Genomic DNA, 24365 nt, shown 5'->3' on the forward strand with positions numbered 1-24365 from the left:
CATAACGGGACGTAGCTCAGCTTGGTAGAGCACCTGGTTTGGGACCAGGGGGTCGCATGTTCAAATCGTGTCGTCCCGATTTTCTTTTTTTACGCGGGTGTAGTTCAATGGTAGAACTCCAGCCTTCCAAGCTGGTAGCGTGGGTTCGATTCCCATCACCCGCTTTATGTTTTGTCAATCATCCCTTATTCGTAAGGGATTTTTTTATTGTCAATTCTAGAACATATGTTCGGAAATTAATCCAAAAAAAAGCGCACTTCAGGAGGGATCCCTAAGCGTAAAAAAATAAGTTTCCAGCGGCTCATCCTGCTCCGGTGCGGCATCAGCGGACAATAAAGCGACAGCGAAACGGTTGGCTTGCCTTTCCAACTTTCCTGCACTGAAATAAGAGTTCTCTTCTAAAAAGAACCGGTTGATTCCCTTATGGAGCCGATCATGTCCCAGCTCATGCGCACATACAAAACGCTGCCACTCGGCGCTTAACCCATTATGAATCACTATAAAACGGCGGCGTAATGTTTTGTAATAGAGGCCTTTGGTGCCTTGGCCTAAATCCATAAACCGCACATGAATTCCAAGTCCGCGGGCGATTCGGAACGGGCAGTTCGTTTTATGTTGCCGGATCAGTTTGGAAATCAGTTCATCCATTATGTTCACCTGCAGAAAGTATAGAATGGTTGCCTGTCGGCTAAGCTTACGGCTTTTTGCGTTTATTCATCTGTTTGGCTTCCCAGAACAGGCCGGTCAGGACATCTTTCACTCTCAGTTTGTCCTCTTTCGACAAGGGGATCCCGTCAAACATCAACTCTCCGTCATCCTCCAGCATCTCGCGAAAATCCCTTTTGTCTTTGGACGTAGCCCACTCCGGAATGCGTTCGGATGAAAAAGTAGGGTCATCCGCATATCCTGCATATTTCATCAGTTCCTCGTATGGCCATTCCCCCGCTTCTGCGATCTTGCGTAGTGTTCCCGGTTTTGGAACGCCTCGAACTCCGTTCTCAATTCGGGAAATCTGAGCACTGCTTATGCCGGCGGCTAACGCCAGCTGTGTTATGGTCAATCCTTTTTCCATGCGGAGCGCCCGCAGATAAGCCCCAAATGATTGCTCCATATCTCCCACTCCTTTTTCCATTTATGCAGCTTGGGTTATTTGTTATGATTATACCAAATGGTAAAGGGAAAAGTAAATAAAATGTCAAATGGCAAAGCTATCCGCATATCTAACGTATTTATGCTGAAAAGTTTATATTAGGATAAAAACAATTTAATGGATATAGAAGGGGATGAAGTCCTTTATCTTGTTCTAAACAAACTGAGGCCCCTTGTGAGGCGTTTTTTCTTTTATAGGGGGATATTGAGGAAAATGAGGAGAAAAGAGCTGTAGGGGCCTTCTAACAGCCTTGCAAATGAATCTCGCGCAAAAAGTTAAGGGGCTTGTGGAAGGTGATGTTGAATTATATTGCTATCTAGAGCAATAGGGCTGCAAATACATATACGCATGCTCCTGCTCTAGATAATTCTCCCTTAGAGAGGCGGCAATTTCACTGAGCTTAGTTATCAAAAAAGCTTGTCTTGTAACAACTTGTTTACATATTGATCAAACTTTGACGACATCTATTAGCTATATTAAAAGAGTCACGTGAAGTCATTTGGCTGCTGCTGTTAGGCGTACATATTACACTTTTGTGCACCGGAGTAACGTACTTATTCTTATAGAAGACGCCGTTTCTGTTATGCAGTGGCAGACCCACGTACCATGAGGAATTCAGCGCAGCTAAACCTTAGCAGCGATCCATGCACTATCGTGAAAAGACGTTCCCGGATTCGTTCCGCCTGCTCATAATCTGTATTCCACTCGTACGAAAATGGGGAGTTTCAAAGACATGATCTTTTGTGTATAATTTTCAGTACTGCAATGCTTCACCGTAAAATAAAATTGCAGATTTTCGGAACGTTTTATTGTATGATATGAGGAAAGCTTTGAGCAGACAATGCGAGATTGCCAGACCATACTGCGCATGGATTGAGGCTATACATAAGTTCATGCGAAACAGAAATCGAATCGTAAGAAGGATGGGGGGAACAGCATGACTGAACTTACGACTACCGTAAGCAAAAGCAACTCCAACAATTTGCTGCGGCGAGACGTACGGTTCCTGGGAAATATTTTGGGCGAGGTCCTGGTGCATCAGGGCGGGAACGAACTGCTGGAAATTGTGGAGAAAATTCGCGAAACCAGCAAATCGCTCCGGTCGCTCTATTTGCCTGAGCTGCACAATGAATTTAAGACGTTGATCAATTCCCTGGAACCCGAAAACCGCCACCAGGTGATCCGGGCATTCGCTATTTATTTTCAGCTGGTGAATATCGCCGAGCAGAATCACCGGATCCGCCGCAAACGCGACTACGAACGTTCCGCGGGCGAAACCGTTCAGCCAGGTTCCATAGAAAGCGCCGTTCAGGAACTGAAGCAGCTTGGCTTCACGGTGGACGAAGTCGGCGACATCCTCGGCAGTCTGTCACTGGAGCTGGTTATGACGGCTCACCCGACCGAAGCGATGCGCCGGGCGATTCTCGATATCCATAAACGGATCGCTGACGATGTTATGGGACTGGACAACCCGACCCTCACCTTCCGCGAACGTGAGCAGCTCCGCGAGAAGCTGCTGAACGAGGTCATTACGCTTTGGCAGACGGACGAACTGCGCGACCGGAAGCCGACTGTGCTTGATGAAGTGCGAAACGGAATGTACTACTTCCACGAAACCATATTCCACGTGCTGCCGGATGTGTATCAGGAGCTGGAACGCTGCCTGACCAAATATTATCCGGGGCATAACTGGCATGTGCCGACCTATCTGCGTTTTGGTTCGTGGATCGGCGGCGACCGGGACGGCAACCCTTCGGTGACCGCATCCGTAACGATGGAGACGCTCCGCATGCAGCGCAAGCTGGCGATCCGGGAATATCAGCGGATTATGCGCGAATTGATGCGGTATCTCAGCTTCAGCACCAGCATCGTGAAGGTGACGCCGGAGCTGCTGGAGTCGATTGAACGCGACCGGCAGGCGATCCGTCTCGGCAAAGCCGAATCCTGGCGTAATATAAATGAACCGTACCGGGTCAAACTGAGCTACATGATCTCCAAAACTCAGCACGTGCTGGAAGAAGGAAGCAAAGGCACGCCCGAACGTTACGCGACGCCTCAGGAGTTTATTGAGGATCTGAAGATTATCGACCGCAGTTTGCGTCACCATTTTGCGGATTATGTCGCAGACACTTATATCAAAAAGCTGATTCGTCAGGTAGAACTGTTCGGATTCCACACGGCCACGCTGGACATCCGCCAGCACAGCCAGGAGCACGAGAACGCCATGACGGAGATTTTGGCGAAGATGAACATTACTTCAGATTACTCGCAGCTGCCAGAAGAACGCAAAATCGAGCTGCTGGCGGAACTGCTGAACGATCCGCGGCCGCTGACCTCACCTTATCAGGACTATTCTGAAAGCACGCAGGAATGCCTAGATGTGTATCGGACGGTCTACGAGGCGCAGGCGGAATTTGGCAAGCAGTGCATTACGAGTTATCTGATCAGTATGGCAGAGGCGGCAAGCGACATTCTTGAGGTCATGGTGTTTGCGAAGGAAGTCGGCTTGTTCCGCAAGGAAAAAGACGGCAGCGTCATCTGCACCCTTCAGGCGGTTCCGCTGTTTGAGACGATCGACGATCTGCACGAAGCGCCTGAAATTATGCGGACGATTCTCAGCCTGCCGATCTACCGCCAGGCGGTTGAAGCAATGAACGACCAGCAGGAAATTATGCTTGGTTACTCGGACAGCAACAAGGACGGCGGTGTGGTGACAGCGAACTGGGAGCTGCGGGTCGCTCTGAAAGAGCTCACCGCAACCGCGGACAGCTTTGGCATCAAGCTGAAGTTCTTCCACGGCCGCGGCGGCGCACTGGGACGGGGCGGTATGCCGCTCAACCGGAGCATTCTTGCCCAGCCGGCCTCAACGATCGGCGGCGGGATCAAGATTACCGAACAGGGCGAAGTGATTTCGTCCCGCTACTCCATGCAGGGCATCGCTTACCGCAGTCTGGAGCAGGCGACCTCTGCGCTGATTACGGCGGCGGTGAATGCCAGAACGCCGCAAAGCGACCTCTACGAAAGCAAATGGGATGAGATTGTAGCCCGGATTTCCGAAGTGTCGCTGAACAAGTATCAGGATTTGATTTTCCGCGATCCAGACTTCCTGTCGTTCTTTAAGGAATCGACGCCGTTGCCGGAGATCGGCGAACTGAATATCGGTTCCCGGCCGTCGAAGCGAAAAAATAGCGACCGGTTTGAAGACCTGCGCGCCATTCCTTGGGTATTCGCCTGGACCCAAAGCCGGTATTTGCTTCCGGCCTGGTATGCGGCGGGAACGGGTCTCCAGAGCTTCTATGACAACAAGGAAGAGAATCTGAAGGTGCTCCAGGATATGTACGAAAACTTCTCGTTCTTTACTTCACTCGTAGATACCCTGCAGATGGCGCTGGCCAAGGCCGATCTTATCATCGCGCAGGAATATTCACGGATGAGCAAGGACGACGAGACACGTGCGCGGATTTTTGGCCAGATCGAAGAAGAATTCCGCCTGACCTCCGAGCTGGTGCTGAAAATCACCCGGCAGCAGGACATTCTCGATAACGTGCCGGTGATCCAGGAATCGATTCGTCTGCGGAATCCATATGTTGACCCGCTCAGCTATCTGCAGGTCCAGCTGCTATCTGAGCTGCGGACCCTGCGGGAGAGCGAGCAGGATAATCCGGAGCTGCTGCGTGAAGTGCTGCTTACCATCAACGGTATTGCGGCGGGCCTCCGGAATACAGGCTGATTTGTTGGCGGGAGACGAAGTCCGCCGTCCCAAGGGACGGCGGGCTTTTTTCAACAAATAATGACAAAAAGGTGACAAAGGCAGCCTTGATTTTTACCCGCAGTTGCTTTACGATTTATATACTTGTACCGGGGATATCGGATTGTTTAAGGTAACCATGCGGCAAGTCTGGGGGAGTTATCAGGTGGAGAATCTGGAAGGCAGGTTAACGAGACTGGCGCTGAAAGGCGATCAGAGAGCGTTTGCCGAGCTTGTGGAATTATATAAGGATAAAATTTATCATCTTTCGTACCGGATGCTGAACAACCGCCATGAAGCGGAGGATATCGTTCAGGAGACGTTTTTGCGTGTCTATCGAAACTTGGAGAGATACGACGAAAATCAGAAGTTTTCGACATGGATCTACCGCATTGCAACCAACTTGTGTATCGACAGGCTGCGGAGGCGGAAGCCCACGTATTCGCTGGATGCCGAGATGAACGATCAGGAAGGGATCGATGGCTATTCCATGATCCCCAGCGACAACCGGACACCGGAGAGCGAACTGCTGCTGTCCGAAACGCAGCGTATTATTTATGAGGCGATTGACAGTCTGCCGGTGAAATACCGTTCGGTGATGATCCTGAGGTATTTGCAGGATTTGTCGCTGCAGGAGATCGGAGATGTGCTGAATATGCCCGTCACCACCATCAAAACGAGGGTGCACCGCGGGCGGGAATTTTTGCGCAAAAAATTAGCATCTAAAGTTTGAACATCGTTACTTTTTATGAAACGCAAATTCTCGGGACGCGTATTACCCTTTAGCAAGTCTCATGCGGTCTTACGCATGTCTAATTTAATAGCATGAATGAAAGGATTGGCTCCTATGGAATGCAAACTGGCCGTCTCTATGATGCACGATTACTTGGACGACGACTTGCCCGGCGAGCAGCAGCGGGAATTGAAGGAGCATCTTTTATCCTGTCCCGAGTGCCGTGCCAAGTTCAAGGAACTGGAGCAGACGGATATGCTGCTGTTCTCTATGAGGCATCAGAGTCCCGCCGCCGTTCCGGACGATATGGCTGCGCGCATTATGAACGCCCTTCCGGCGCCCAAGAAGCAGAGCCGGCTGTGGACATGGGTGAAGCATCATCCCGCGCTGACTGCGGCCTCCATGTTTCTTGTCGTCATGTTGATGAGTACACTGACCTTATGGAACCAGGAGAATCAGCTGGTGATCCGGGGCAACGATCTGGATCAAGTAGTCATCAAGGGCAATAGCGTTATTGTCCCTTCGGGCAAGACCATTACGGGGGATCTTACGGTCACCAACGGCAAGACGGAAGTCTACGGCGAAGTAAACGGCAATGTAACCGTCATCGACGGTTCGCTGTATCAGGCTTCGACCGCCCATATTTCCGGCCAAGTCAAGAGTATAGACGAAGCGGTAAGCTGGATCTGGTATAAAGTGACGAACCTGTTCTCTGAAGTCGCCTACCGTTAAAGTCGCAGAGAACGCCAAGAAGGGAATATTACAAGCGCCTCTTTTTCCGGAAAAGACGGCGCTTTTTTTGGCGTATATGAAGGACAACCTATTCCGGCATTTGCTGTCTGACAGTTCCTTTATTTGCCTGATGGGAGCCGGGCGCTTGCAACTGGGCACCGAACGTTATAACCTAGAACTATTGAGGTGTGACCAGAAAGGGGCATAGGGGTTGCCAAACTGGCGGATTTTTTTAGATTGAAGCCCGTTCTTGTGACATCCTGCCCGTATCTGGAAAAACCTGGAACCCGCATTTGCGGCAAATTTGGGGTTTGCCTGGGCGCTTTGGAGAAAACCTAGAGATACATAGAACCCAGACAATTGATAATGAAGGGGTTACTCGGCCATGAGCTATTTTGCGGATTTAACCTGGCAGGAGTCCATAAAAGACATCATCGATATACTGATCGTAAGTTACATTATATATAAAGCACTAAACATGGTTCGGGGAACCCGGGCGGTACAGCTGCTCAAAGGAATTCTTATTCTGGTCCTGATCTGGGGAGTAAGCACATGGTTTGATTTATACACCCTGAAATGGCTTATGAACCAGATGTTTACGTGGAGTGTGCTTGCGGTTTTCATCATTTTTCAGCCGGAGCTGCGGCGCGGACTGGAGCAGCTGGGGCGCGGGAGATTTTTTGGCGGCCGGATTGCCGAAAATGATGAAGAAGTCAGCAAGCTGATCGGCGAAGTCATTAAGGCCGTCAATTATTTAGCCCGTAGAAAGATAGGGGCATTAATCGTCTTCGAAAAAGAAACCGGCTTAAACGAGTACACCGAGTCGGGCATCCCGATGCGGTCCATGGTCAGCTCGGAGCTGCTGATCAATATTTTTATTCCCAATACGCCTCTGCATGACGGTGCGCTGATTATGCAAGGGAATCAGATCGCGGCGGCGGCTTGTTATTTGCCGTTGTCGGAGAATCCTTTTATCAGCAAGGAGCTCGGAACCCGGCATCGGGCTGCAATCGGCATCAGTGAAGTGACGGATGCGCTCAGTGTGGTCGTGTCGGAGGAAACGGGCCAAATCTCTCTGGCGATCAACGGGCAGGTGGTCCGGGATATCAAAGAAGAATCCCTGATTTCCAAGCTGTATGAACAGCTGCGGCCCAGCGCCCCTCTGAAGGAGAGAGGGTCCGCTTTCTGGAAGCGGAAAGGGGAAGGCCAATAATGGACAGATGGATGAAGAACAACAACTTCAACAAAATCCTGGCTTTGGCGCTCGCCGTTCTGCTGTGGGCGATTGTGCATATGGATGACGCGCCGGCTTCCCAGCCGGTGACCGCCCGCATGCAGACTAAGGTGGTTAACAACGTCAAAATCCAGACGATTAACTTCGACAGCGAAAATTACGTACTTGCTTCGATGAGCGCGGAAACCGTGAAGCTGGAGGTCCGGGGGCAGCCGGCGGATCTCAGCTTCGCCATGGCCGACGATTACAAAATCACCGCCGATCTCGACGGAGCCAAGCCTGGTGAATCAACGATTGCGCTTGGGCACGAAATGCCTCGCGGGGTTGAGTTGATCTCAATGACGCCAAATACGGTTAAGGTTAAAGTTGAGATGCGGATTTCTAAAACGTTCCCGGTGTCTGTCGTGACCAAAGGCAGTCCGGCTAAAGGCTACCAGGTAGGTGCGGTCCAAGTGGAACCGGAGACAGCGGAAGTCACGCTGGCTGACAGCGCGCTGAAGCGGATTGCGAAGGTGCAGGGCGTCCTGGAACTGGATGGACAAAAAGAGACGGTCACGGAAAAAGTCAAGCTGGTCGCCTATGACAAGGACGGCAACGAGGTGGAAGGGGCCCTGATTGAGCCGGAAACGGCAACGGCTACCGTTCCGGTCACACTGCCGTTTAAAAGCGTGCCGCTGGAGATCGGCTTGACCGGCGAGCTGCCTGGACAGCTCGTGGTGTCAACGGTGACGCCAGAGCTTACACAGGTCGTCGTCTATGGGCCGCAGCAGGTGCTGGATGAGCTGAATGGGGTAGAGGCAAACCTTGACCTGTCCCGTGTGAAATCGGCGGGAACGACCGTGCTGGATGTGGCGCTGGAGCCGCCGGAAGGGACGGAGCGGATTGAACCGGGGGAGGTCAAAGTAACCGTCGAGACCTCCGAAATTGCAGAGCGAACATTGGATGATGTACCGGTGACGATCGAAGGCATTCCGGAAGGCATGCAGGCCGCGGCGGTACCGGACAGCGTCTCGCTGACGCTGTCCGGCTCGCCCGGCCTGCTTGCCGATTTGCAGCCCGGGAGCGTCACGGCAACCGCCGATGTGAGCGGCCTGTCGGCCGGCAGCCACCGGGTGGAGCTGGATATCCGGCTCCCCCGGTTCGTGTCGCTCGGCGGACAGCCGGAGGCGGTAACGGTGGAGCTGCGGCGGCGGGCGGTGGCCGGGGGCGGTGAAGCGGCTACGCCGACGCCGCCGGAGAACAATCCGGACGGCGCCGCGAACAACGCTGCGTCCGAGCAGCCCGCCGAGCCGGCGGCCGGGGAGGAAGTGGAGGAGTCGCCGACTCCGACAGCTACGACTCTGGACGACGCGACACCGGCGCCTTCGCCATCTCCATCCGTAAATACGGAGGGGACAACTGGCGCCGGGGCTGCACAAAATGCGGGATCGGCGGGGCAACCTCCGGAGGAGAATAACGCCGATCCGGGGACACGGTAATTTTTTGCAGGAGCCTATACGTAGCCTTAAGCAGACGGTTCGAATAGAATTAAGTGAGTCAATGTGAAGAAGATAATACATCAGCAGAAAGAAAGCCGGCGAATTTCTGTATGGGGGATGCTCAGGAGAGCAGCGCGGAGATGCGCCGGATGTCTTCAATGCGTATAAAGGAGAACAATTATGGGGAAATATTTTGGAACAGACGGAGTACGCGGTGTAGCAAACCAGGAATTAACGGCTGAAATGGCCTACAGCATCGGCCGCTGCGGAGGATATGTGCTGGCAGGGAACGTCGAGAAACCGAAGGTGGTTATCGGCATGGATACCCGGATTTCGGGTCCGCTGCTGGAATCTGCGCTTGTCGCCGGCCTGCTGTCGATTGGGGCGGACGTCATCCGCATCGGCGTGGTGAGTACGCCGGCGGTTGCCTACCTGACACGGCTGCTTAAAGCGGACGCGGGGGTAATGATCTCCGCTTCGCATAATCCGGTGGAGGATAACGGCATTAAGTTTTTTGGCGGAGACGGCTTCAAGCTGTCGGATGAGACGGAGCTGAAGATCGAAGAACTGATGGATGCGGAGACCGATGGTCTGCCCCGCCCGGCAGGAAGCGGCATCGGCCGTGTGATCGTAGATACCGAATCCAAATACAAATACCTCGATTATTTGAAGACCACGGTGACGAACCGGTTCGACGGACTCAAAATTGTGCTGGACTGCGCGCATGGCGCCGCTTATGAGCTTGCGCCAAAGCTGTTCCAGGAGCTGGGAGCCGAAGTGATTGCAATTGGCGCGGAGCCCAATGGTCTGAACATCAATGACGGCGTTGGTTCCACTCACCCGGAAACGCTGCGCGAAGAAGTGCTGCGCCATGGGGCGGACCTGGGGCTTGCTTTTGACGGCGATGCAGACCGGCTGATTGCGATTGACGAAACGGGCGAGGAAGTGGACGGCGACTTCATCTTGTGCATATGCGGTGATGCCATGAACCGGGCCGGTAAGCTGAAGGACGGCACCATCGTGTCTACCGTTATGAGCAATATCGGCTTCTATAAAGCGACGGAGCAGCTTGGCCTCAAAACGATGAAGACCGCTGTAGGCGACCGTTACGTGATGGAAGAGATGCGTAAAGGCGGCTACAACCTGGGCGGCGAGCAGTCGGGCCATGTGATTTTCCTGGATTACAACACGACAGGCGACGGTATTTTGACTGCGATCCAGCTGGTGGACACGCTGAAATCGTCCGGGCATAAGCTGGGCGAAGTCAAAAAGATGATGACCAAATACCCGCAGGTGCTCGTTAATGTCCGGGTGCAGGACAAAACGAATTATCCGGGAAATCCGGCGATTGCGGAAGCGATCAGCCAGGTCGAAGCGAAGCTTGGCGACAACGGCCGCGTGCTGGTTCGCCCATCGGGCACCGAGCCGCTGATCCGCGTAATGGCGGAAGGACCGGACAAAAACGACTTGGACCGCTATGTGGGACAGATTGTCGAAGTGGTACAGCGCGAGCTGGTTTAAGTAGGGTAGGCATACGGCGGGGCGATTGGGGTTCCGCCGCTTGCCTTTTTTGTGCAGGGACATGCAATCAATGATTTCTTTTCATTACCATACAAGATTGCATTGCCAAAGCAGGACCAGGTGCATATAATAGATTAAGTGTCATTCCAGAAGGAAAGCGGGGATCGTGAGGTTTAAACCACTAAGCGCCAGAGCTTGAGACTGCGCGGGGGAGAAAGACGGCAGAGCGATTGTGTCCGTCCGGATCACGGCAGCACAAGCTGACGAGGTGGAGGTGTTCGAAATGTTCGGCGGGGACCTCCCGGTGATGCGCCAGAGCCGTAAACATAACCGGAAAACAAAGGGGCAACCTTTTGCACAACGTTTATGTGGGTGCAGGAGAAATCGACAAATTCATGGGTGTGCGTAGACAGGAAGCAAGGGGAACGGCCGGGGAGTTTTGATTTTTGGCTATGTTCCGTGCTGCGGCTGGGGAAAAGGCTGTGCATTCGTGGATGTCTGTACCGTTATAAGACGATTATGTATAAATCGGTCTATACGGAATTCAATTGAATATCACTGTTTTTAAACTTGCCGCGTGGCACGTTTGTTTCCTGATGCCGCCCACACTTACATTTTGGACGGAGGAATTATAACTATGTGTGGAATCGTTGGATATATCGGGAAACAAGAGTCGCAGGGCATTTTGGTGGAAGGTCTGAAGAAGCTGGAGTACCGCGGTTATGACTCCGCAGGGATTGCTGTGTTCACGCAGGACGGTCTGCAGATCGTAAAAGCGTTGGGACGTCTGGCTAACCTGGAGTCGAAGCTCGAAACAACGCCGCTTGTAGGCAGCGCAGGCATCGGGCATACCCGCTGGGCAACGCACGGCAAACCATCGGACGCGAACTCCCATCCGCATACGGATGAGAGCCGGAAGTTCTCTGTGGTGCATAACGGCATTATCGAGAACTACCTGGAGCTGAAGGAAGAGTTAATCGCCGGCGGCTGCCACTTCACATCTGAGACCGACACTGAAGTAATTTCGCACCTGATCGCCCGCGAATATGAAGGGGACATTGTAAAGGCTGTGCAAAAAGCCATCACGTTTATGCGCGGTGCTTTTGCGCTTGGCGTGCTGACGGAATACGAACCGGATAAACTGGTTGCTGTTCGTCAAGCCAGCCCGCTGATCATCGGCCTTGGCGATGGAGAGAACTTTATCGGGTCGGATATTCCGGCGCTGCTGGAATACACCCGTAACGTATATATTTTGAACGACGGCGAAATGGCCGTATTGACACGGGATGCTGTCGAACTGATGACGATTGAAGGCAATTTTATTTCTCGGGAAATGATTACTGTCGATTGGGACGCGGTAACGGCAGAAAAAGGCGGATACGAGCACTTCATGCTGAAAGAGATCCACGAGCAGCCGAAGGCTTACCGCGACACTATGCGCGGCCGCATTAATGCAGAAGGCACCAAAGTTATTTTGCCTGAGCTGAATCTGACGGAAGCCGAAATCAAAAACATCCGCAACATTCAGATCATTGCCTGCGGTACGGCGTACAATGCCGGACTGGTTGGACGCAATTTGATCGAATCGCTGGTGCGCATTCCGGTCGAAAACGACATCGCTTCGGAATACCGCTACCGGTCGCCGATCGTAACGCCGGAAACCTTGGTGATCGTGGTCAGCCAATCGGGCGAAACTGCGGACACACTGGCAGCACTGCGTGAAGCGCATGCGAATGGCGCACACGTACTGGCGGTAACGAACGTAGTAGGCAGCTCGATTGCCCGCGAAGCGGACAGCGTGCTGGTTACACTGGCAGGACCGGAGATTGCGGTTGCTTCGACAAAAGCTTACACCTCCCAGCTGATCGCCTTTACGCTGCTGGCTCTGTACCTGGCGGAAGTTCGCGGTACGCAGTCGGAAGCGCAGGTAACTGAGATTTTGGCCGCGATGCAGTCGCTGCCGGAGCAGGTAGAAACGATCCTGGCCCAAAGCGATGCCATCAAAGCTTATGCCGAGCATATCTCTTCGCATGAGCACCTGTTCTTCATCGGACGCGGCGTGGATTATGCCGTTGCCCAAGAAGGATCGCTGAAGCTGAAAGAGATCTCGTACATTCACTCGGAAGCGTACGCTGCCGGCGAACTGAAGCACGGTACACTGGCTCTGATCGAAGAAGGCGTTCCGGTGATCGCCCTGGCTACCCAGGAATCCGTTCTGGAGAAAACGCTGAGCAACATCAAAGAAGTGAAGGCAAGAGGCGCTGACGTACTGGCTATCGCTCACGAAGATCAAGTGGCCGACCTGCTGAAATCCGTCGACCAAGTGCTCGCCATCCCGCAGACACTGCAAATTTTGACACCGGCACTGTCCGTTGTCGCGCTGCAGCTGCTGGCTTACCATGCTTCGCTGGCACTGGGCCATGATGTGGATAAACCACGGAATTTGGCGAAGAGCGTTACGGTGGAGTAAGGTTGTAATATTAAAAAGTGTTGTTGGTGCTCAGTGAAATAAAGGTGTAGAATCACATCAAACGTCTCGAGCCGTCCTAAGTTAGGGGACGGCTCTTTTTTATAGGGAAAGTAGCTTCTGGAATATAGCATTGGAGATAAAGTGAAGGCGATACATCTGACTGGAATTTGCAACTCATGTAGAGTTAGATAGTCGCAAAGTCCTTATCGGGTAATGAAAAAAGGACAATATGCCGATATAAATTTATGGGACATATATCCTACATATCCAAATGGTAACAAGGGGAAGGAGATTCGGATGTTACATAACAAGCTTCAACAATCTTCACCGTCCCGGCTTCGCCGTGTCGTACGGCTTGCGTGTGCCGTAATTCTGTTGCTCTCTGTAATAGGGGGCGGATCCGGATTAGCTGCTCCGGCCAGGGCCTCGGCCAGTCAGGCTTATGCTCAGGATTACCTGGATGCACTGGCCTTTCTGAATGAGATTCGGGTTAAATCAGGCATAAAGCCGTTAACCTTGAATACAAATCTTGTCACAGCAGCAGAACTGCATGCCGAATATTACAACATTAATGAGGAAACAGCCAGCCTGAGCGCTCACAATCAGGAGCCTGGAAAGCCGGGATTCACAGGTGCTTCCATCATAGACCGTGTGAAAGCTGCGGGGTGGGAATCTTCTGGAAACGGATTTGCTTATGGTGAAGTGATGCATTTCGGGCAGGCAAGCAGTTCCGAAGCCGTTCAGGGATGGCTGGATACGGCCTATCACCGTAAAACTATTCTGAGCCCGAAATACGATCAGATTGGGTTTGGTCTTAAGGATGGCACTGCTGTTGCCGATCTGGCAGCATCCAACTACAGCGCCCGTAGATCGATTGACGGAAGAGTCGCTGTATATCCTTATGACAGGATGACTAACGCAAAAATCGGCTTCTATGGCAACGAGGCTCCGGATCCGCTGAAGCAGTTTGGTGTCGAATATTCAGGCGGCATTATCTCAGCCACAGCTGAAGCAGATATCGTATCCCATACAGCGGTCATTACGAATGAGGCAGGGGAAGAGATTCCGTATTTTGAGGAAATGGATGGCGATACACTGTATCTCTTCCCTAAAGACGTATTAGAGGGATATCAGACTTATACCGTCCATCTTACATATCAGGCCCAAGGCGATGCGGCCCAATCGACCAAGGTATGGTCCTTCACCACGGGCAAAGGCCATGAGCTGGTCGGATTGTCCTCCGGTATGCCTGAAATCATGATCAATGAAGGTAGTAGCTTGCCACTGCAAGTTAACGGTACATACAATGACGGAGTGTCCAAGGATATTACGGCAGGTCTGACCTTTCAGAGCAGCAAGCCTGCCGGATTGAAGATAACGTCCGCAGGCGTAGTTACCGGTGTGAAAGCGGGCGATTATATGGTCAAGCTGTCGTCCGGAACCGTCAAGGGGGAGGTAGAAGTGAAGGTGCTTCCCCGTCTGAAGACGAAGAGCTATGCGGGTTCTGATCCTGCCAGATTGACAGACATTAAAGGACACGCCAATCAGGAAGCGATTGAATGGGCAGTACGGTCGGGGCTTATGACCGGATATGCAGATGGAACCTTCAAGCCCGATACGAAGATCACCCAAGCCCAGTTCTGGGTAACGTTCCTGAAGATGTATAATGTCAACTATGAATCCTATGCGCCTAAGAAGAAAAAGCACTGGGCCGACGGCGCTTACAGCATCGCTTATAGCCGCAATTTCCCGCTGACTGGTATGGAGAAAACCGCATTGAGGGACGGGGCCATTACACGCTCGGAAGCTGCGGAGATCATTGCCGCGGCAGACGGAGTTCATTTCAAGCAGGCGAATGCCATTTGGTATTTACTTGCGAAGGACTACGCGCAGGGAATTACAGAACGGTCCATTAACGGATATCAGGGACAACAGGAGCTGACTCGTGCTGCAGCTGCAGAACTGCTGCAATACGTAAATCCAAAGCTTAAGGAGCTTCTCGGACGTCCGGAGCAGGTTATGCCGAAAGAGCTGCTGCCTCCGCTGCCGGAACGGGAAGTGTATGTGAAACCAACCTTACTTGAAGATCGGATGATCATCGCCGAATTCCATGCCGACCGTTCGCTTACGGTGGAAGGTAAGTTCGCTGAATACGCCGGACAACAGATGCGCTTCCGTATTCAGACGGGTGGAGAAAGACCTGAAGCTATCGAGGATATAACGGTTACGCTAGATGCACAGGGAATGTTCAAGCAGACATTTGTGGGCCCGTATCAAGGAGAATCCCTAAACCTGTACCTGGACAAAGACCGTGTCGGCTATCATATCAATGTGGTCTATAGCAAGATTAACGTGAATAAATACAATAATTTCTAAATGTAGATACACTGAAAAGAGATTTTATCCTACTCACATAGACATTGAGAAGGCATTTAGAACTTAAACTGGCACGGGTATAATACCGGTGCCAGTTTTTTATGTGTGCGCGTGCCCAGAAGCATGCATTATCTAGTTGGTGAAAGTCCAACCAAGAGAGGGGCCAAGCCACTCTTGTAGCTAGGATGCTTGCGCATAGCGAAATCTGTGTGTAAAAGCGCATCGTCAAAAGTACCGATCAGAGGCTGGGCGAGCGGCAACCCAGGCCGTAATATCAAGTGAATCCTGACGCGTCTCAATAAGGCCTTGCGAAGGGAAGAAGAGGAAGCCGAGTCTCGCGTGCGTAGACGAAGGCCAAGGAAACTGTGCAGAACTTGGAGCAGCAGTGAAGAATCCTCCGGCGTAGAGGGATCGGAATGGGTTGAAAGATAATGCAGTGAACTGGGGAGAAAAGTTCAACAACTCCAAGAAAAGCTAGGTCATACGGCCAAGGAGAACAACAAGCGTAAATTCCATGCCTTGTAGGACAAGCATATTGCCCAAATGCATGGACTTAAAACGGTATTGACAGGAGGGCACTTCATTAAGTCTGCTTCAAGGAGTACGGATTGAGAGGTAATACTGGTGCATAAAAAATGCCCCGGATTTTCACCGGGGCATTAATATTAATCTTCGAATAGCTTCTTCATTAATTCGCTGATTTCTTCTTTACGTGATTTTGTATCCTCATTATCAATCGTGATCTTGTTCTTTTTGGAATATAAGAGAATCACCGGCCTTAACCTCTGCAGGTAACTCTGGTTTCAGGATACCTTCGGTTTTTCCGTCAATCTCAATAACAGCATATTCACCTTCGAAGCGATCAATTATGCCCTTACGCATTTCTTTGGCCCCCTCATTCAATTAAATATGGTTACAATGTGTAGAACTTACATAAGGTAGCTAGCAAAGAGCGGTAAAGGTCTGAATCCGGCAGGAAAAGCGGAATTTAGATCTTTGCTGCTCTTTTTTTAAATATCGTTAGATTGAACAAGCATTTTAGAAATTTATGGATATCATGTAAGAAGTGGATGAAATCACGTTGAAATGAAAGGATTTGACCTTTTTTATGGTTTGACAATCTATATTGGGCAGGTTTACCATGTAATTAATTAAATAAATTACCATAATAGGGATGTTGAGGCTGGGATGTAGCGATGTCTGAGACTGTTTTTGAATGCCAGGAGAAGGTGCGAAGACTTGCCGTTAAGATTGTGAAGCATTATCGCGGCAAAGGTCCGGAGAATGTAAAGGTTAGGATGGAGGATGACTCCTTAATCATTATAGAGATTCGTGGAATTCTCTCCAGTTTATCTGAAATTTTGCTCAAAGAAGGCGCGGTACATTTAGTTACAGAGTACTGGAAGGTGCTGAAGCCTTATTTGGAGAGAGAGTTTATGGCAGAAATCGTAGAAACGCTTGGCAGCCCCTTTACATATACCTGGAAGATTGAAGACACGAATCCAGGGGATAAGGCAATTATTATTCAATTGAATAAATCGGTTTGATTAAAGAGAATGGACTTTTGCTCCTTAGCTTTTTAATAAGCCAGTACATTGTGTATTTCTGATTATACCGTGTATTGGCTTATTTTTTTGTTGCTATTATTGTGCAAAAAATCACAAGGAGAGGTGAGGAACGATGGAGAATAAAGTGCTGACTGTATGTCCGTATTGTGGAAGTGGTTGTCAGATGAATTTAATTGTTGAGGAGGGGAAAATCGTAGGCGCTGAACCAGCGGATGGAAGAACGAATGAAGGGAATCTGTGCCTTAAGGGGCATTATGGATGGGATTTTCTGAATGATCCGCAGATTCTTACCGCCCGTATCCGCAAGCCGATGATTCGTAAAGAAGGGACACTGGCAGAGGTATCCTGGGAAGAAGCCATTCAGTATACAGCCGAAAAACTAACAGCAATCAAGGAAAAGTATGGGCCGGATGCAATCATGGGAACCGGTTCAGCCCGTGGCCCGGGAAATGAAGCCAATTATGTCATGCAAAAATTTATGCGCGCCGTTATCGGAACCAATAATGTTGACCATTGTGCAAGGGTATGTCACGGGCCGTCCGTAGCTGGGCTTACCTATTCGCTAGGGGATGGGGCAATGTCCAATTCAATCCCTGAAATTGAGGACACGGATCTGTTGTTTATTTTTGGATACAATGCAGCGGTTACCCATCCCATTGTGGCGAGAAGAATTGTGAGTGCGAAGCAGAAGGGCGCAACGATCATCGTAACCGATCCCCGCAAGACAGAGTCAGCCCGCATTGCAGATACTTGGCTGCCCCTTAAAGGCGGCACGAACATGGCGCTTGTCAATGCCTTTGGTCATGTGTTAATTGCTGAGGAGTTATACGACAAGCAGTATGTTGAGAAATATGTGGAAGGTTTTGCGGAATATAAAGCCGCTGTACAGAAATATACACCTGAATATGCGGAGAGCATTACAGGTGTGCAAGCGGCTGAAATCCGCAAAGTAATGAGGCAATATGCGAGTGCGAACAAGGCGATGATCTTGTACGGTATGGGGGTATGTCAATTTGCCCAAGCCGTGGACGTTGTAAAGGGTCTGGCTTCACTGGCACTTCTGACCGGTAACTTAGGCAGACCTGGCGTCGGGATTGGTCCGGTCCGCGGCCAAAATAATGTACAGGGTTCCTGCGATATGGGGGCATTGCCAAATGTCTATCCGGGATACCAGTCTGTTACGGATGACAAGATCCGTAAAAAGTTTGAAAAGGCCTGGGGAGTGGCTTTACCTCGCAAAGTCGGGTATCGGATTACCGAGATTCCCCATCTCGTTCTAAAGGAAGACAAGGTGAAGGCCTATTATATTTTTGGCGAAGATCCGGTGCAGAGCGATCCGAATGCTTCAGAAGTGAGAGAGACACTGGATAAATTGGAATTTGTAATTGTCCAGGACATCTTCATGAACAAGACGGCCCTGCATGCCGATGTGATTTTGCCAGCCACCTCCTGGGGTGAGCATGACGGGGTCTACTCCTCAGCTGATCGTGGATTCCAGCGGATCAGAAAGGCCATCGAGCCTCCCGGTGAAGCAAAGCCCGATTGGCAAATTATCAGCGAGCTTGCCACGGCGATGGGCTATCCGATGTCCTACCGGAACACGGAAGAAATATGGGATGAAATGAGGGGGCTCTCCCCGTCGTTTGCCGGAGCCAGTTACCGGAAGATGGAAGAACAGGGCAGTGTTCAGTGGCCTTGTCCGTCAGAAGATCATCCGGGCACACCGTATTTATATGAAGGGAACCGGTTTACCACTTCCAGCGGCAAAGGACAGCTGTTTGCCTGTGAATGGAGGGCACCGCTGGAGCAGCCGGATCAGGAATATCCGTTGTCCTTGTCCACAGTGCGTGAGGTAGGGCATTATTCGGTTAGGACGATGACCGGCAACTGCCGTGCCCTCAGTCAACTTTCGGATGAGCCTGGTTTCATCCAAATGAGTCAGGCGGACGCATCAAGCTTAGGGATTGAAGACGGCCAGCTTGTACATGTTGTATCCCGCCGAGGCAGAGTGTTAGCCCGGGCACAGATCAGCAACCGTGTGAAAACCGGAGCCACCTATATGACCTACCATTTCTGGATTGGGGCCTGCAATGAGCTGACGGGTGACTATCTGGATCCGGTCTCCAAAACTCCGGAATACAAGTATTGTGCAATCCGCATCGAGAAAATTGCAGATCAACTGCGCGCGGAACAACAGGTTCAGCAGGAATATGAGGCGCTCAGAGCACAGATGCATGTGGAGGCGAGACCGGTATGAATAATGTACAGCCGAGTCCGTTTGCTATTGCCGAAGCGGGCAAATGTATAGGCTGTAAGGCGTGTGAACTGGCATGTTTCGCAGTTCATAACGATCACAATGGGGTTGTGGCGGCTGTGGGTACTGTTACGGTACCGGTTATTCCCCGCCTGCATGTCATTCGAACAGAGAGCTTCACACTGCCGGTACAATGCCGCCAGTGCGAGAATGCGCCTTGTGCGGAAGCCTGCCCGGTTCAGGCGATCCGGCGGGAGGAGGGGACAATAGTTATTCATGAAGAGAGCTGCATAGGCTGCAAAGGCTGTGCCATGGCCTGTCCGTTTGGTGCCGTCAGTCTGGATAAAGCGTACAGCAACGGCAAGGTAGTCCCTCAGATTCAACTGAAGGAGCGGCAGCATAACGCGATGGTACGCAGCGCCAAAGTGATCGCCTATAAATGTGACTTATGCCGGACCAGGGACCATAAGGACGGAGCTATGGGAAACGTTCCGGCTTGTGTAGAGGTCTGTCCAGTAGGGGCGCTGTCACTGGTTCATCCGGATACCAGTGTATCCAGGTCACGGACAGCAGCAGCTATGCGACTGTAATACCACTTCAATTCAGAAAAGAAGGTTGCACTATGTCGTATAAGGATCCAATCATTCATATTGACGAACAATTATGTACCGGCTGCAGACGTTGCGCGGCTGTATGTCCTGTGGAAGCCATTATCGGCGAACCTGGCCACCCGCAGACTATTGATGCTCATCGCTGCGTCGTTTGTGGACAGTGTGTGCAGATTTGTACCGCTTATGCTGCGGACAACGAGTCGACGATAGCCTCACGAGCGGTAAAGTTACAGGAAAGAGGGCAGCTCCCCAACGTGCGTGAGCCATTATTCGCTGCTTATTCGTCAGGAGATATCCAGAAGGTAAAAGCCGTTCTGGCTGATCCGAAACGGTTCAAGGTGGTGCAGTGCGCTCCTGCGGTCCGAGTATCTCTGGCGGAGGAGTTTGGGCTGCCCTTCGGCACTTTAACCCCGGGGAAAATGGCGGCGGCGCTGAGACGGCTTAAGTTTGACCGGATTTATGATACAAATTTTGCTGCGGACGTGACGATTATGGAAGAGGGCTCAGAGTTGATTGGCAGAGTGATGTCAGGAGAGCGGCTGCCAATGTTCACCTCCTGCTGCCCGGCCTGGGTGAAGCATGCGGAGACGGCAGCACCGGAGCTGCTGGAGCATTTGTCCAGCTGCAAGTCCCCGATGCAAATGGGTGGAGCCTTGTTCAAGACCTACGGAGCGGAGCTGGACGGAATTGCACCTTCGGATATTTTCAGCGTTGCGGTTATGCCCTGTACCTGTAAAAAATTTGAATGCAGCAGAGAAGAAATGAGTGTGGATGGTTGCCGTGAAGTGGATCTTGTGATTACTACAAGGGAACTGGCCAGCTTAATCAAGGATCAAGGCATCGATTTCATTCATCTTCCCGACGAGCCGTTTGATTCACCGCTGGGCAAATACTCAGGAGCAGGCACAATCTTCGGTGCCACAGGCGGTGTGATGGAAGCGGCGATACGAACGGGGTATGAACTGATCACCCATGAGCAGATTCCCAATCTGCAATTGGATTTTGTCAGGGGAGAGGAAGGCATACGGACGGCAGAAGTTCAGATTGGCGAATTGGAGCTCAAAGTGGCAGTAGTTGCAGGACTGAAATATGTGGATGCTGTTTTGGCAAAAGTTGCAGAGGGCACCTGCCCGTATCATTTCATTGAAGTGATGGCTTGTCCCGAAGGCTGTGTCAGCGGCGGCGGACAGCCCAAGCTCCTGGTGGAAACGCAACGGAAAATGGCTTATCAGGCCAGAAAAAGCGCCCTTTACCGCCATGACTCTCATCAGAAGGTCCGCAAATCTCATGAGAATCCAGATATTATCAAATTGTATAAGGACTTTTTAGGTGAACCGTTAGGCCATACTTCACATCATTTGCTGCATACCCAATTTGTTGACAGAAGTGTTAAGGAGGAGATGTCATGAACCGGTTTGTCATTGCCGACCCTGATAAATGTATAGGTTGCCATACTTGTGAAGTAGCCTGCGTAGTTGCCCATGCCGGGAATAATATGTTTCTTCAAGAAGAGAGCGGGGCCGACTTCTATCCCCGGTTGACAGTCGTCGAGACCGACGAAGTTACCGCACCGGTGCAGTGCAGACATTGCGAGGATGCTCCTTGTGCCAATGTGTGCCCGAATGGCTCCATTACGAGCAAAGACAACAGCATTTTCATCAATCAGGATAGCTGTATTGGTTGCAAGACCTGTATGCTGGTATGTCCTTATGGGGCGATTACAATGGTTCCGGCACATAAAGGTGGCCAAAAGCAACTTCAATCCGGGCTTCGTTCCAATACAGCGGGTTCATGGAGCCGCAAAGAGAGAATTGTGGCGAACAAATGTGATTTGTGTGAAGACAGCGGAAAGGGCCCGGAATGCGTGCGGGTATGCCCCACCAATGCACTCCAATTCATTGTACCAAGCCAGATTGAGGACTCCATTTCCCGGAAAAGACTGGCCAGTGCGCAGTCATTACTGCAGTTCGGCGGTTTTTCGCGTCTCTAATTCAGTCACTATAACGCAGAAAGCAAGGTGGAGCGTTTGTCCGATATCTTGGTCGATCCCTTTGGCCGTTTACATAATTATGTGCGTATCTCCGTTACGGAGCGCTGCAACTTGGGCTGTCAGTATTGCAATCCGGGCAGAGTAGAAAAGGCTGTGAAGGGTAACCCGCTTACCTTTGACGAAATTGAACGGATCGTAAGGGTACTCGCCGAGATGGGGGTAACCAAGGTGCGTCTTACCGGAGGAGAACCGTTGATACGTCCGAACCTGGAAGAACTGGTTGCCAGGTTAAGAGCCATCTCCGGGATCGAACGTGTTGGTCTGACCACGAATGGACTGCTGCTCGCCCCCAAAGTGCAGAAGCTGCGTGATGCCGGGCTTACAGATCTCAACGTCAGCCTGGATTCTCTAGTTCCAGAACGCTATTCCAGAATCACTGGGGGCGGCGATGTCAGCAAGGTGTTGCATGCTTTAGCAGTTGGTTTTAAGGCTGGCTTCGAGATACTGAAGCTGAATATGGTCTTGATGAAAGGCGTAAACGATGATGAAATTGAATCCTTTCTGCAGCTGACTCAGAAATATCCGCTGCACGTCCGCTTTATTGAATATATGCCCATGGGCCATGATATCAACGGATGGGAAGCGGGATATATGCCTTTGGATGGAATACTGGAGCGCTGTGCAAAGGCTGGTTTTAGTCTTGAAACAGACCCAGACTCGGGTAGGACAACTGATGAGCCGACTGAAAAAGCAGCAGATTCCGGCCCGGCCCATTATTTTCGCATCCAAGGTGCGGCAGGGCAATTTGGCTTGATTCATCCGGTCAGCCAGCATTTCTGTAATTCATGTAACCGGCTGCGTATTACAGCAAACGGTCACGTTAAGCCGTGCCTCTTCTGGAACGAAGAGCTGTATATCCGGCCTTACATCGCTCAATCAGAGCTGCTGAAGCAGTTGTTTCTGCGCGCCTTGGAAGCCAAACCTGGCCAGCATCTAATGATGGACCAACCGGGTACCAAGCCACCCTTGAAGGCCACAAAGCGGCTGATGTCGCAAATTGGGGGGTGAAAAACAATTGAACGACGATTCAATGTTTCGGGTGGAATCGGATGCTCTAGGGAGTGAAATGGTTCCTAGTGGGGCTTATTATGGAATTCACGCGGTAAGGGCGCGGGATAATTTTGCGGTCAGCGGCCGGCCGGTGAATCCGCGGATCACGCGGGCCATTGTAATGGTGAAGAAAGCGGCAGCCAAAGTAAATGGCAGGCAAGGGGGGATTTCCGAGCAGGTGGCATCGGGTATTTTATCCGCTTGCGATGAAATTCTCCAAGGCCAGATGGATACACACTTTATTGTGGATGCGTATCAGGGCGGAGCGGGAACGAGCACAAACATGAACGTTAACGAGGTGATAGCCAATCTGGCCATCGAGAAACTTGGTGGACATAAGGGAGATTACCGGCTGATCCATCCGATAGATCATGTGAATCTCTATCAATCTACCAATGACGTGTATCCCACTGCCATGCGAATTGCGATGATTCCGCTGCTTCGCTCGCTTAGTGAAGAGTTTGCCTCCCTTCAGGAGGCATTGCAGGAGAAGGAGCGGGAATACGCCGATGTGTTAAGGTTAGGACGGACGCAGCTCATGGACGCACTGCCCATCATGGCTGGACAAAGCTTCGGTGCTTATGCCAAAGCGGTTGCACGGGACAGGTGGCGGCTGTACAAGGCGGAGGAACGGCTTCGGGAGATTAACCTTGGAGGAACGGCAGTGGGCACGGGAATGAATGCTCCCCTTGCTTATAGTTATGCCATTGCAGAAGAGCTGCGGGAACTATCCGGAATGGGGCTGTGCCGCAGCGATTTTCCGATGGATGGCACACAGAATATGGATGTATTTGTGGAAGTTTCAGGTTTGCTCAAAGCTGCTGCGGTGAACTTGCTGAAGATATCCGGTGATTTCCGGCTGCTTAATTCCGGGCCCTCCGGCGGAATGGCAGAATACATCCTGCCTCCTATGCAGGTAGGTTCTTCGATCCTGCCCGGTAAAATGAACCCGGTCATCGCAGAGATGGCCGGGTCAGTCGCTATGAAAGTAATCTCCAATGATACAGCAGTCACTTTGGCGGCGGCCAGCGGCCAGCTGGAGCTGAATGCCTTTGCCCCTTTAATCGCAGAATCTCTGCTTGAATCTCTTGAAATTCTTACTGAGGCTGTACGGCTCTTTCATGAGCGATGCGTGCGTGGGTTGAAAGTCGATACTGCTCATTGTCTCGAGCATTTGGAACACTCCGGCGTCATGGCGGCCGCAGCGGTGACGTATCTGGGTTATGACGCCGCAGCTGAACTGGCTATGTCTGCGGCGGCCTCGGACCAGCCGTTAAAAGAGATTTTGCTGGAACAAGGACTGATGACGGAAAAGCAGATCGATGCCATTCTGCACCCGCTGCAGGTTACCAAACCAGGCATCCCTGGAAGATCAAGTGATTTATAAAGG

Annotated in this window: 17 protein-coding genes, 2 tRNA genes and 1 pseudogene; 17 read left to right on the forward strand and 3 right to left on the reverse strand. The window is 51.3% G+C overall.

Annotation, left to right across the window (positions count from 1 at the left end):
* Positions 1-5: 5 nt before the first annotated feature.
* A tRNA-Pro gene (locus ACE6ED_RS01500) sits at positions 6-79 on the forward strand.
* Between the two features lie 14 nt (positions 80-93).
* A tRNA-Gly gene (locus tag ACE6ED_RS01505) sits at positions 94-164 on the forward strand.
* A gap of 72 nt (positions 165-236) precedes the next feature.
* Here ACE6ED_RS01505 and ACE6ED_RS01510 read toward each other — a convergent pair.
* Positions 237-648, reverse strand: a pseudogene (locus ACE6ED_RS01510) (ImmA/IrrE family metallo-endopeptidase).
* Between the two features lie 46 nt (positions 649-694).
* Positions 695-1111, reverse strand: a complete 417-nt coding sequence (locus ACE6ED_RS01515; protein WP_410825189.1) for a helix-turn-helix domain-containing protein — start codon at positions 1109-1111, stop codon at positions 695-697.
* Between the two features lie 976 nt (positions 1112-2087).
* Between ACE6ED_RS01515 and ppc the strand changes: the two genes are divergently transcribed.
* From ppc to ACE6ED_RS01555, 8 genes are all read left to right on the forward strand, one after another.
* Complete coding sequence (gene ppc, locus ACE6ED_RS01520) at positions 2088-4880, forward strand: phosphoenolpyruvate carboxylase (protein WP_410825190.1); 2793 nt, start codon at positions 2088-2090, stop codon at positions 4878-4880.
* 184 nt (positions 4881-5064) lie between these two features.
* Positions 5065-5631 (forward strand): RNA polymerase sigma factor SigW, encoded by a 567-nt coding sequence (sigW, locus tag ACE6ED_RS01525; RefSeq protein ID WP_410825383.1) that lies wholly within the window; start codon positions 5065-5067, stop codon positions 5629-5631.
* 114 nt (positions 5632-5745) lie between these two features.
* Entirely contained in the window at positions 5746-6363 is a 618-nt protein-coding gene (locus tag ACE6ED_RS01530) for an anti-sigma factor (RefSeq protein WP_410825191.1), read from the forward strand.
* A gap of 385 nt (positions 6364-6748) precedes the next feature.
* Positions 6749-7576 carry a diadenylate cyclase CdaA gene (gene cdaA, locus ACE6ED_RS01535; protein ID WP_410825192.1) on the forward strand — a complete coding sequence of 276 codons (828 nt, stop codon included), beginning with the start codon at positions 6749-6751 and terminating at the stop codon, positions 7574-7576.
* On the forward strand, positions 7576-9075 hold the full coding sequence (locus ACE6ED_RS01540; protein WP_410825193.1) for a CdaR family protein: 1500 nt from the start codon (positions 7576-7578) through the stop codon (positions 9073-9075). Before cdaA ends, ACE6ED_RS01540 begins: the two co-directional genes overlap by 1 nt.
* A 180-nt stretch (positions 9076-9255) precedes the next feature.
* Positions 9256-10596 carry a phosphoglucosamine mutase gene (gene glmM / locus ACE6ED_RS01545; RefSeq protein WP_410825194.1) on the forward strand — a complete coding sequence of 447 codons (1341 nt, stop codon included), beginning with the start codon at positions 9256-9258 and terminating at the stop codon, positions 10594-10596.
* A 637-nt stretch (positions 10597-11233) separates the two neighbouring features.
* A complete protein-coding gene (gene glmS, locus ACE6ED_RS01550; RefSeq protein WP_410825195.1) occupies positions 11234-13066 on the forward strand; it encodes a glutamine--fructose-6-phosphate transaminase (isomerizing) in 1833 nt (610 codons plus the stop codon).
* A gap of 297 nt (positions 13067-13363) precedes the next feature.
* On the forward strand, positions 13364-15442 hold the full coding sequence (locus ACE6ED_RS01555) for a CAP and S-layer homology domain-containing protein (RefSeq protein WP_410825196.1): 2079 nt from the start codon (positions 13364-13366) through the stop codon (positions 15440-15442).
* 732 nt (positions 15443-16174) lie between these two features.
* Here ACE6ED_RS01555 and ACE6ED_RS01560 read toward each other — a convergent pair.
* Entirely contained in the window at positions 16175-16324 is a 150-nt protein-coding gene (locus ACE6ED_RS01560; protein WP_410825197.1) for a DUF3006 domain-containing protein, read from the reverse strand.
* 314 nt (positions 16325-16638) lie between these two features.
* On the opposite strand from ACE6ED_RS01560, the gene ACE6ED_RS01565 reads away from it, so the two are divergent.
* The 7 genes from ACE6ED_RS01565 (at position 16639) to ACE6ED_RS01595 (ending at position 24362) form a co-directional block, all read left to right on the forward strand.
* Positions 16639-16989 carry a Na-translocating system protein MpsC family protein gene (locus tag ACE6ED_RS01565; protein ID WP_410825198.1) on the forward strand — a complete coding sequence of 117 codons (351 nt, stop codon included), beginning with the start codon at positions 16639-16641 and terminating at the stop codon, positions 16987-16989.
* 133 nt (positions 16990-17122) lie between these two features.
* Positions 17123-19267, forward strand: a complete 2145-nt coding sequence (gene fdhF, locus ACE6ED_RS01570; protein WP_410825199.1) for a formate dehydrogenase subunit alpha — start codon at positions 17123-17125, stop codon at positions 19265-19267.
* On the forward strand, positions 19264-19854 hold the full coding sequence (locus tag ACE6ED_RS01575; RefSeq protein ID WP_410825200.1) for a 4Fe-4S dicluster domain-containing protein: 591 nt from the start codon (positions 19264-19266) through the stop codon (positions 19852-19854). The genes fdhF and ACE6ED_RS01575 overlap by 4 nt, the downstream gene beginning before the upstream one ends.
* Positions 19855-19886: 32 nt before the next feature.
* The gene (locus ACE6ED_RS01580) at positions 19887-21284 is read left to right on the forward strand and encodes a [FeFe] hydrogenase, group A (protein WP_410825201.1); all 1398 of its coding nucleotides are present in this window, start codon (positions 19887-19889) and stop codon (positions 21282-21284) included.
* Positions 21281-21865 (forward strand): 4Fe-4S dicluster domain-containing protein, encoded by a 585-nt coding sequence (locus tag ACE6ED_RS01585; RefSeq protein WP_410825202.1) that lies wholly within the window; start codon positions 21281-21283, stop codon positions 21863-21865. Before ACE6ED_RS01580 ends, ACE6ED_RS01585 begins: the two co-directional genes overlap by 4 nt.
* A gap of 27 nt (positions 21866-21892) precedes the next feature.
* Positions 21893-22933 carry a GTP 3',8-cyclase MoaA gene (moaA, locus tag ACE6ED_RS01590; RefSeq protein ID WP_410825203.1) on the forward strand — a complete coding sequence of 347 codons (1041 nt, stop codon included), beginning with the start codon at positions 21893-21895 and terminating at the stop codon, positions 22931-22933.
* Between the two features lie 22 nt (positions 22934-22955).
* Entirely contained in the window at positions 22956-24362 is a 1407-nt protein-coding gene (locus ACE6ED_RS01595) for an aspartate ammonia-lyase (RefSeq protein ID WP_410825384.1), read from the forward strand.
* Positions 24363-24365: the final 3 nt, after the last annotated feature.

It is taken from the genome of Paenibacillus nanchangensis (assembly GCF_046543445.1).
GTDB classification, from domain to species: Bacteria; Bacillota; Bacilli; order Paenibacillales; family Paenibacillaceae; genus Paenibacillus_AQ; species Paenibacillus_AQ nanchangensis.

Coding starts and splice junctions, on each gene's coding strand:
- glmM (WP_410825194.1), top strand. CDS start 9,256: ATGGGGAAATATTTTGGAACAGACGGAGTACGCGGTGTAGCAAACCAG.
- glmS (WP_410825195.1), top strand. CDS start 11,234: ATGTGTGGAATCGTTGGATATATCGGGAAACAAGAGTCGCAGGGCATT.
- ACE6ED_RS01565 (WP_410825198.1), top strand. CDS start 16,639: ATGTCTGAGACTGTTTTTGAATGCCAGGAGAAGGTGCGAAGACTTGCC.
- fdhF (WP_410825199.1), top strand. CDS start 17,123: ATGGAGAATAAAGTGCTGACTGTATGTCCGTATTGTGGAAGTGGTTGT.
- ACE6ED_RS01585 (WP_410825202.1), top strand. CDS start 21,281: ATGAACCGGTTTGTCATTGCCGACCCTGATAAATGTATAGGTTGCCAT.
- ACE6ED_RS01595 (WP_410825384.1), top strand. CDS start 22,956: ATGTTTCGGGTGGAATCGGATGCTCTAGGGAGTGAAATGGTTCCTAGT.
- ACE6ED_RS01580 (WP_410825201.1), top strand. CDS start 19,887: ATGTCGTATAAGGATCCAATCATTCATATTGACGAACAATTATGTACC.
- ACE6ED_RS01575 (WP_410825200.1), top strand. CDS start 19,264: ATGAATAATGTACAGCCGAGTCCGTTTGCTATTGCCGAAGCGGGCAAA.
- ppc (WP_410825190.1), top strand. CDS start 2,088: ATGACTGAACTTACGACTACCGTAAGCAAAAGCAACTCCAACAATTTG.
- ACE6ED_RS01530 (WP_410825191.1), top strand. CDS start 5,746: ATGGAATGCAAACTGGCCGTCTCTATGATGCACGATTACTTGGACGAC.
- cdaA (WP_410825192.1), top strand. CDS start 6,749: ATGAGCTATTTTGCGGATTTAACCTGGCAGGAGTCCATAAAAGACATC.
- ACE6ED_RS01560 (WP_410825197.1), bottom strand. CDS start 16,324: ATGCGTAAGGGCATAATTGATCGCTTCGAAGGTGAATATGCTGTTATT.
- ACE6ED_RS01540 (WP_410825193.1), top strand. CDS start 7,576: ATGGACAGATGGATGAAGAACAACAACTTCAACAAAATCCTGGCTTTG.
- ACE6ED_RS01515 (WP_410825189.1), bottom strand. CDS start 1,111: ATGGAGCAATCATTTGGGGCTTATCTGCGGGCGCTCCGCATGGAAAAA.
- ACE6ED_RS01555 (WP_410825196.1), top strand. CDS start 13,364: ATGTTACATAACAAGCTTCAACAATCTTCACCGTCCCGGCTTCGCCGT.